Below are 9,069 nucleotides of genomic sequence, written 5' to 3'. Positions count from 1 at the left end.
GGGCGCGTCCGCGCTGCCGCAGGGCATCGGCTACAACCCGACCGGGATCATCGCGGCGCTGGCCTACTGGTCGGCACGCGCGATCCTCGTATAACTTCGTATAATGTATGCTATACGAAGTTATTACGATCAACGCGGCGTTCGACGATTTCGTGTTGCTCAAGGGCGTGGAAGCCGGTATTCGCGAGGATGGCAGCCTGGACGTGCCGGACGCGATGCTCGGCCGGCTCGATCTCGTCGTCGGCGCGGTACGCGACGGCTTCGACCTGCCGCGCGGCGCGCAGACCGATCGCATGCTGCGTGCGATGGAGCATCCGTATTTCACGATTCTCGCGCACCCGACCGGCCGCGTGCTCGGCGAGCGCGACGCGTGCGAACTGGACGTGCCGCGCGTGCTCGCGCAGGCCGCCGCGCGCGGCTGCTTCGTCGAACTCGATGCGCAGCCGCGGCGCTTCGACCTGCCGGACGTCTGGTGCCGCGAGGCCGCGAAGGCCGGCGTGCTGGTCGCGATCGGTTCGGATGCGTACGGCGCGGACGAGCTTGACCATCTCGCGTTCGGCGTCGATCAGGCGCGGCGCGGCTGGCTGACGCGGCAGGACGTGCTGAACACGCGCACGCTCGCGCAACTGCGGCCGCTGCTGGCACGCACGATGGGCGGTGCGGGCAGCGCGGGCGGCGGCGCGAAGCGGAGCCGGTCGAAGGGCGCGTGAACGCCACGCGGCCCGGCCGAATTGCGTTCAGCTCATGCCGGCAGGGTCATGCGAGTACGCCGGTCGCCGGGACGTAGGGCAGGCCGAGCGCCAGCGCGACCGCTTCGTACGTGATGTGGCCGTCGCACACGTTCAGGCCCGCGCGCAGATGCGGATCGTCGAGCATCGCCTGCTTCCAGCCCTTGTCGGCGAGCGCGAGCGCATGGCCGAGCGTTGCATTGTTCAGCGCAAAGGTCGACGTGCGCGCGACCGCGCCGGGCATGTTCGCGACGCAATAGTGGACCACTCCGTCGACCACGAACGTCGGCGCCGCGTGCGTGGTCGCATGCGAGGTCTCGAAGCAGCCGCCCTGGTCGATCGCGACATCGACGACGACCGCTCCCTTGCGCATCGTCGCGATCATGTCGCGCGTGACGAGCCGCGGCGCCGATGCGCCCGGAACGAGCACGGCGCCGATCACGACGTCGGCATCGCGCACGGCTTCGTCGACCGTCTGCGCATTCGAGCAGACGGTCGCGATCCGGTTGGCGAACACGAGATCGAGCTGGCGCAACCGGTTCACGTTGTTGTCGAGCACGGTGACGCGCGCGCCGAGGCCCACCGCCATCTGCAGCGCACCGGTGCCCACGACGCCCGCGCCGAGCACGACGACGTGCGCGGCCGGCACGCCCGGCACGCCGGCCATCAGCAGGCCGCGGCCGCCGCGCGGGCTTTCGAGGTGGGTCGCCGCGACCTGGATCGACATACGGCCGGCGACTTCGCTCATCGGCGCGAGCAACGGCAGGCCGCCGCCGGGGCCCGTCACGGTTTCGTACGCGATGCAGACCGCGCCGGATTTCACGAGCGCGGCGGCCTGGTCGGGATCGGGCGCGAGATGCAGGTACGTGTAGAGGATCTGGCCGCGCCGCAGCATCGCGCATTCGGTGGGCTGCGGTTCCTTGACCTTGATGATCATGTCGGCGCGCGCGAAGATTTCTTCGGCGCCGTCGCCGAGCGACGCGCCCGCGGCCGTGTAGTCGTCGTCGAGCAGGCCGATCGCGGTGCCCGCGCCGCGCTGCACCAGCACGCGATGGCCGTGCCGCGTGAGTTCGCGCGCGCCGGCCGGCGTGAGGCCGACGCGGTATTCGTGGTTCTTGATCTCCTTCGGCACACCGATCAGCATGAGTCGCCTCCATGGCCTTCGTTATCGTCGTCGTGCGGGCAGTCCGTTGCGCAGCGCCTTGCCGACCGCAGTACTGGAATAACAGGGTAGTAGTGCGCGGAGGGAAGTCAAGCGACCGGGCTGTGCGACGACGCATGCGCACTGCAACGCAGCATGCGTCACCGCCGGTTGCGACCGGACGTCGCAATGCGCACGTGACGCGGTTTCGGTATCGTCATGCGTGGCGCGGGCCGGGGCCGCGAGCCGAACACCTTTCGGCAAAACGACGAGACAACGAGACGAGGACCTTGATCGACATGACCGGTGCGTATTTCAGCGTGCCGACGCTTTGCGCCATCGCGCTCGTGCACGTCTACTGGGCGTTCGGCGGGCGATTGGGCAAGCGCGCGGCCATTCCGGAGCAGGATGGCGTACCGCTGTTGCGGCCGACGGCGGTCGGCACGCTGACCGTCGCGCTCGCGCTGCTGGGCGGGGCAGGCGTGGTCGCCGCGCGTGCCGGCTGGCTGGGGCGCAACGCGTATCCCTGCACGATCGCGTTCGCGGTCGTTGCGCTCGCATTGATCTTCGCGGTGCGCGCCGTCGGCGATTTTCGCTACGTCGGCTTCTTCAAACGGATTCGCGGGTCGCGTTTCGCGCGGATGGACACGCTGTATTACTCGCCGCTGTGTGCGGCGCTGGCGCTGTCGATCGCATCGATGTTCTGGCCGTGGTGAGCGGGGCGCGGCGCGCGATTCAGTCCGCGCACGTATCGATCAGCGTCAGGCATTCGGCCGGCACGGCATCGGTCAGCCGGACACCGTTTTCGGCGACGAAGAATGTGTGGCCCTGCCGGTGCATCCGCTGCGCCTCCACTTCGAGGATCTCGGGCACGCCGTAGCGCGCGCCGACGGCCAGCGCCGTCCGGATCTCCGCCGACAGAGGCACGTGATGCACGTGATGACAGCGGCCGGGTTCCGCCGCCGCCCGATCGTCGCTGTCCGCCATCACCTCATCCTTGCACATTCCGGCATCCGGTTTTCCCATTGTTGCTAATTTCGATGCACTGAATTGCATTGAACCCTCTAGCGCTGGAACCGGTTCCATATATAATTCGCCGCACTCGTCGCCGGGCCCCGAAAGAGGGTCGTGCACGTTGCGCTTGCCGTCGGCGGACGCGACGTCTAAGTTGAACAAGGGTCATGGGCGATGAAGGAGAGATGCCGGCCGATGCCGGTATTTGTCCGACGATAGGGCCCGCCAAGAGGTCGATCCGCGCAACGCCGCCGGCACCGGGGCGAGCGCGGCTGCAATGACGGCGCCACCGCGAATCGCGGCCGGGCGCCTGCATCGAGGTTGTGCGCAACACACGAAAGAACAGGGCGACCGGCCGCCTGCGGCACGGCTGCCGTGCCGGGCACGCGGCATGCGGAATGCGCGCGTCCGAACCCCGATCCCCAACGATCAACATCCGACCATGTCCACGCCACCTGACAAACCCAATTCGCGTCGCCGTTTCCTGCGCACATCGGTCGCGCTCGTGCCGATCGCGTCGGTCGCCGGCTGCGACCTGCACTCGTCGTCGCCGTCCGCGACGACCGCCGGCAACGCGTCCGCTGCATCGGCCAGCGCCGAACGCGCGCCGTACAAGCCGACCTTTTTCGATGCGAAGGAATGGGCGTTCGTCCAGGCCGCCGTCGACCGGCTGATTCCGGCCGACGCCGAAGGCCCCGGCGCGCTCGAGGCGGGCGTGCCCGAATTCATCGATCGCCAGATGGAGACGCCGTATGCGCACGGCGCGACGTGGTACATGCAGGGGCCGTTCCAGCAGGGCGTGCCCGAGCTCGGCTACCAGTTGAAGCTGGTGCCGCGCGACATCTACCGGCTCGGCATCGCGGCCGTCAACCGCTATTGCGAGAAGACGCACGGCAAGGCGTTCGCGGATCTCGACGCGCCGACGCGCGACACGGTGCTCGGTGCGCTGGAGAAGGGCGGCGCGCAGATCGACGACGTCCCGCCCGGCGTATTTCTCGGCCAGTTGCTGCAGAACACGCGCGAAGGCTACTTCTGCGATCCGGTGCATGGCGGCAATCGCGACATGGCCGCGTGGAAGATGATCGGTTTCCCGGGCGCACGCGCGGATTTCATGGATTTCGTCAACCAGAGCGGCAAGCCCTATCCGTACGGCCCCGTCTCGATCAACGGGGAGCGCAGCTGATGGCCGCAGACAAGAAGCCGCACGTCGATGCGGTGATCGTCGGCTTCGGCTGGACCGGCGCGATTCTCGCGAAGGAACTGACCGAAGCGGGATTGAACGTCGTCGCGCTCGAGCGCGGCGAATATCGCGACACCTATCCGGACGGCGCGTATCCGAACACGATCGACGAGCTGACCTACAACATCCGCAAGAAGCTGTTCCTCGACCTGTCGAAGACGACCGTGTCGATCCGTCACGGCCTGCAGGACACCGCGCTGCCGTACCGGCAGCTCGCCGCGTTCCTGCCGGGCGAAGGCGTCGGCGGCGCGGGGCTGCACTGGTCGGGCGTGCACTTCCGGATCACGCCGGAAGAGCTGCGCCTGCGCAGCCACTATGAAGAGCGCTACGGCAAGAAGTTCATCCCGGAAGGGATGACGATCCAGGATACGGGCGTGACCTACGACGAGCTCGAGCCGCATTTCGATTTCGCCGAGAAGGTGTTCGGCACGTCGGGGCAGGCGTACAAGGTCGGCGGCAAGGTGGTCGGCGACGGCAACGTGTTCGAGGCGAACCGCAGCGACAACTTCCCGCTGCCCGCGCAGCTCAATACCTATTCGGCGCAGCGCTTCTTCGATGCCGCGCATTCGCTCGGCCTGCATCCGTACCGGCTGCCGTCGGCGAACACGTCGGGCCCGTACACGAACCCGTACGGCGTGCAGATGGGCCCGTGCAACTTCTGCGGCTACTGCAGCGGCTACGCGTGCTACATGTATTCGAAGGCGTCGCCGAACCTGAACATCCTGCCCGCGCTGAAGCAGGCGCCGAACTTCGAGCTGCGCTCGAAGTGCCACGTGCTGCGCGTCGACCTCGACGACACGAAGAAGCGCGCGACCGGCGTCACCTACGTCGATCCGGCCGGACGTGAAGTGCACCAGCCGGCCGATCTCGTGATCGTGGCCGCGTTCCAGTATCACAACGTGCACCTGCTGCTGCTGTCGGGCATCGGCAAGCCGTACGATCCGATCTCGGGCGAAGGCGTGGTCGGCCGCAATTTCGCGTACCAGAACCTGTCGACGATCAAGGCGTTCTTCGACAAGGATACCTACACGAACCCGTTCATCGGCGCGGGCGGCAACGGCGTCGCGGTGGACGACTTCAACGCGGACAACTTCGACCACGGCCCGCTCGGCTTCGTCGGCGGCTCGCCGCTGTGGGTGAACCAGGCCGGCGTGAAGCCGATCAGCGGCATCGCCACGCCGCCCGGCACGCCGCAGTGGGGCTCGGCGTGGAAGAAGGCCGTCAAGGACAACTACGCGCACACGATCTCGATGGACGCGCACGGCACCAACATGTCGTACCGCGACGTGTATCTCGACCTCGACCCGACCTATCGCGATTCGTACGGCCAGCCGCTGTTGCGGATGACGTTCGACTGGAAGGACAACGACATCAAGATGGCGCAGTACGTGACCGGGCAGATGAAGAAGATCGCGGAAGCGATGGGGCCGAAGGCGATCGGCGTGTCGACGCGCGAATTCGGCAAGCACTTCGACTCGCGCCAGTACCAGACGACCCACCTCGTCGGCGGCGCGATCATGGGCACCGACCCGAAGACGAGCGTGCTGAACCGCTATCTGCAGTGCTGGGACGTGCACAACGTGTTCGTGATGGGCGCGTCCGCGCTGCCGCAGGGCATCGGCTACAACCCGACCGGGATCATCGCGGCGCTGGCCTACTGGTCGGCACGCGCGATCCGCGAGCAATACCTGAAAAATCCCGCCCCGCTGGTGACCGTATGAAGAGGACGATGAACCACCACAACGCCGCGCGTCCGGTGTCCCCGCTGCGGCGCGCGCTGGCGATCGGCACGGCATGGGCGGCATTCGGTCTGGCGGGCGGCGGCGCGTTCGCGCAGCCGGCGTCCACGCCGTCCGCGGCTTCGGGCGCGGTGGCCGCACCGGCCGCCCAGTCGGCCGACGCGAACCTGATCAAGCGCGGCGAATACCTTGCTCGCGCGGGCGACTGCATCGCCTGCCACACCGCGAGCGGCGGCAAGCCGTTCGCGGGTGGCCTGAAGTTCGACACGCCGATCGGCGGCATCTACTCGACGAACATCACGCCGGACCCGAAGACGGGCCTCGGCGGCTGGACTTACGAGGACTTCACCCGCGCGGTGCGCGAAGGCGTGCGCAAGAACGGCGACACGATGTATCCGGCGATGCCGTTCCCGTCGTACGCGCGCCTGACCGACGACGACATGAAGGCGCTGTACGCGTACTTCATGCACGGCGTCGCGCCGGTCGAGCACGAGAACCGCAAGGTGGACATCGTGTGGCCGCTGTCGATGCGCTGGCCGCTCGGCATCTGGCGCAAGATGTTCGCGCCGTCGCCGAAGCCGTTCGACGCGGCGTCGTACACCGACCCGGTGGTCGCGCGCGGCGCGTATCTGGTGCAGGGGCTCGGCCACTGCGGCGCGTGCCATACGCCGCGCGCGCCGACGATGCAGGAGCGCGGGCTGACCGACGCGGACGGCCTCGACTTCCTGGCCGGCGGCGCGGCGATCGACGGCTGGGTGCCGACGAGCCTGCGCGGCGAGCCGCGCACGGGCCTCGGCACGTGGAGCGAAACCGAGATCGTGCAGTTCCTGAAAACCGGCCGCACGCTGCGCACGGCCGCGTTCGGGGGGATGACGGACGTGGTCGGCCACAGCATGCAGCACATGACCGACGACGACCTGAACGCGATCGCGCGCTACCTGAAGACGTTGCCGCCGCGCGTGCAGGGCGAGCAGCCGCACGTGTACGACGCGGCCGCGGCGAAGGCGCTGCAGACCGGCGACGCGAGCAAGCCGGGCGCGGCCGTCTATCGCGACAACTGCATGGCCTGCCACCGCAGCGATGGCCACGGCTACACGCGCGTGTTCCCGGCACTCGCCGGCAACCCGGTCGTGCAGGGCGACGACCCGACCTCGCTGATCCACGTCGTGCTCGAAGGCAGCGCGCTGCAAGGCACGCGCACCGCGCCGTCGACCTTCACGATGCCGCCGTTCGGCTGGCGCCTGTCGGACCAGGAAGTCGCGGACGTGTCGAACTTCGTGCGCACGAGCTGGGGCAACACGGGTGCGTCGGTGACGGCCGCGCAGGTCGCGAAGGTGCGCAAGAGCGTGCCGTCGACGCGGCCCGAGCCGCCGCCGGGCGCGCGCTTCCCGCAAGCGTCGCGCTGACCGGAGCGGCGGGGCGTCCGCCCCGCCTGCCGCCCGGTTCACGTCAATGTGCGGCCGGGCGGCAACGCCTTTCCCTTCGCCGGGGTCACGCCCCGCAACCCGCGCCGCCGCGTGAAATTTTCGCGGCTGCGCGCCATTTTTCCGCCTCATCCCTTATCCTTTCACTCTTGAACCTTACTAAATAGTTACAAGAGCTTGGGAGGGGGGATGCCTCATGACGTCAGCCTGATTGCGTTGCTCGCGGCCGGTTTCGGTCTCGCGATGATCTTTGGTTACCTCGCGTCGCTGCTGAAAATGCCGCCGCTCGTCGGCTATCTGCTCGCCGGGATCGTGATCGGCCCCGGCACGCCCGGTTTCGTCGGCGACCTGTCGCTCGCGCAGCAGCTTGCGGAAGTCGGCGTGATGCTGCTGATGTTCGGCGTCGGCCTGCATTTCTCGCTCGGCGATCTCCTCGCGGTGCGCAAGATCGCGCTGCCGGGCGCCATCGTCCAGATCACCGTCGCGACGCTGCTCGGCGGCGGGCTCGCGCTCACGTGGGGCTGGAGCCTCGGTGCGGCGCTCGTGTTCGGGCTGGCGCTGTCGGTCGCGAGTACCGTCGTGCTGCTGCGCGCGCTCGAAGGGCGCGGGCTCGTCGAGACGGTCAACGGGCGCATCGCGGTGGGCTGGCTGGTCGTCGAGGATCTCGTGATGGTGCTCGTGCTGGTGCTGCTCCCGCCGGTGGCCGGGCTGCTCGGCGGCACGCCGCCCGGCGATACGCATGCGGCCGGCGGCAGCGTGTGGGGCACGCTCGGCGTCACGATGCTGAAGGTCGCCGCATTCATTGCACTGATGCTGGTGGTCGGCAAGCGCGTGTTCCCGCGCATTCTGTGGCTCGTCGCGCGCACCGGCTCGCGCGAGCTGTTCACGCTGTGCATGATCGCGGCCGCGGTCGGCATCGCGTTCGGCGCGGCGAAGCTGTTCGACGTGTCGTTCGCGCTCGGCGCGTTCTTCGCCGGGATGATGATGCGCGAGTCGGAATTCAGCCGGCGCGCGGCCGACGAGACGCTGCCGCTGCGCGACGCGTTCTCGGTGCTGTTCTTCATCTCGGTCGGCATGCTGTTCGACCCGAAGGTGCTGCTCGACGAGCCGCTGCACGTGATCGAGGTCGCGGCCATCGTGCTGATCGGCAAGACGGTCGCGGCCGTCGCGCTCGTGATCGCGTTCCGCTATCCGCTAAACACCGCGTTGACGGTCGGCGCGGGCCTCGCGCAGATCGGCGAATTCTCGTTCATCCTCGCGGGGCTCGGCCGTGCGCTCGGGCTGCTGTCGGCCGAAGGGCAGAGCCTGATTCTCGCGGTCGCGCTGATCTCGATCGCGATGAACACGCTGCTGTTCGCGATGATCGATCCGGCGCTCGCGTGGATTCGCAAGCATTCGGCGTTCGCGCGCAAGCTCGAGGCGCGCGACGATCCGCTCGCCGCGCTGCCGATGTCGACGCCGCAGACGCATCTGACCGGGCAGGTCGTGATCGTCGGCTACGGCAAGGTCGGCACGCGAATCGCGCATGCACTGGACGAGCGCGGGATCGCGTATGTCGTCGTCGAGCAGAATCGCGAGCTCGTCGAGAAGCTGCGTGCGGACGGCATCGCGGCCGTGTCGGGCGACGCGATCGAGCCGATCGTGCTCGTGCAGGCGCATATCGCCCGCGCCGGGATGCTGGTCGTCACGCTGCCCGACGTGTTCGACGTGCGGCAGATCGTCGAGATCTCGCGCACGCTCAACCCGGCGCTCGAGGTCGTGCTGTGCACGAACAGCGGTGACG

Annotated in this window: 7 protein-coding genes and 1 pseudogene; 6 read left to right on the top strand and 2 right to left on the bottom strand. The window is 68.3% G+C overall.

Annotated features, from left to right (window positions below; all coding sequences use genetic code 11):
* Positions 1–131 precede the first annotated feature (131 nt).
* Positions 132–710, top strand: a pseudogene (locus JMF90_RS11910) (DNA polymerase/3'-5' exonuclease PolX); the annotation flags it as partial.
* 46 nt (positions 711–756) lie between these two features.
* On the opposite strand, the gene ald reads toward JMF90_RS11910, so the two are convergent.
* Positions 757–1,872: an alanine dehydrogenase gene (gene ald / locus JMF90_RS11905; protein WP_011547852.1), complete on the bottom strand. Its 1,116-nt coding sequence runs from the start codon at positions 1,870–1,872 to the stop codon at positions 757–759.
* A 296-nt stretch (positions 1,873–2,168) separates the two neighbouring features.
* Between ald and JMF90_RS11900 the strand changes: the two genes are divergently transcribed.
* Positions 2,169–2,585 carry a DUF3995 domain-containing protein gene (locus JMF90_RS11900; protein ID WP_011547851.1) on the top strand — a complete coding sequence of 139 codons (417 nt, stop codon included), beginning with the start codon at positions 2,169–2,171 and terminating at the stop codon, positions 2,583–2,585.
* Positions 2,586–2,604: 19 nt separating this feature from the next.
* Here JMF90_RS11900 and JMF90_RS40035 read toward each other — a convergent pair whose 3' ends face one another.
* The gene (locus JMF90_RS40035; protein WP_236596302.1) at positions 2,605–3,045 is read right to left on the bottom strand and encodes a 2'-phosphotransferase; all 441 of its coding nucleotides are present in this window, start codon (positions 3,043–3,045) and stop codon (positions 2,605–2,607) included.
* Positions 3,046–3,325: 280 nt separating this feature from the next.
* Here JMF90_RS40035 and JMF90_RS11890 point away from each other — a divergent pair, with 280 nt between their 5' ends.
* The 4 genes from JMF90_RS11890 to JMF90_RS11875 all read left to right on the top strand — a co-directional run.
* Positions 3,326–4,066: a gluconate 2-dehydrogenase subunit 3 family protein gene (locus tag JMF90_RS11890; RefSeq protein WP_012338290.1), complete on the top strand. Its 741-nt coding sequence runs from the start codon at positions 3,326–3,328 to the stop codon at positions 4,064–4,066.
* Positions 4,066–5,844: a GMC family oxidoreductase gene (locus JMF90_RS11885; protein WP_011547848.1), complete on the top strand. Its 1,779-nt coding sequence runs from the start codon at positions 4,066–4,068 to the stop codon at positions 5,842–5,844. Before JMF90_RS11890 ends, JMF90_RS11885 begins: the two co-directional genes overlap by 1 nt.
* Entirely contained in the window at positions 5,841–7,268 is a 1,428-nt protein-coding gene (locus JMF90_RS11880; RefSeq protein WP_011547847.1) for a cytochrome c, read from the top strand. The genes JMF90_RS11885 and JMF90_RS11880 overlap by 4 nt, the downstream gene beginning before the upstream one ends.
* A gap of 207 nt (positions 7,269–7,475) precedes the next feature.
* Positions 7,476–9,069: cation:proton antiporter (locus JMF90_RS11875; RefSeq protein WP_201325126.1), on the top strand; the 1,594-nt coding region annotated here is incomplete at its 3' end.

Origin of the sequence: Burkholderia sp. E168m23 (assembly GCF_016586125.1) — a bacterium.
GTDB lineage: Bacteria > Pseudomonadota > Gammaproteobacteria > Burkholderiales > Burkholderiaceae > Burkholderia > Burkholderia orbicola.
The sequence above is the reverse complement of the archived record's forward strand: the minus strand, read 5'-3'. Positions and strand labels throughout refer to the sequence as shown.

Coding starts and splice junctions, on each gene's coding strand:
- ald (WP_011547852.1), bottom strand. CDS start 1,872: ATGCTGATCGGTGTGCCGAAGGAGATCAAGAACCACGAATACCGCGTC.
- JMF90_RS11900 (WP_011547851.1), top strand. CDS start 2,169: ATGACCGGTGCGTATTTCAGCGTGCCGACGCTTTGCGCCATCGCGCTC.
- JMF90_RS11890 (WP_012338290.1), top strand. CDS start 3,326: ATGTCCACGCCACCTGACAAACCCAATTCGCGTCGCCGTTTCCTGCGC.
- JMF90_RS11885 (WP_011547848.1), top strand. CDS start 4,066: ATGGCCGCAGACAAGAAGCCGCACGTCGATGCGGTGATCGTCGGCTTC.
- JMF90_RS11880 (WP_011547847.1), top strand. CDS start 5,841: ATGAAGAGGACGATGAACCACCACAACGCCGCGCGTCCGGTGTCCCCG.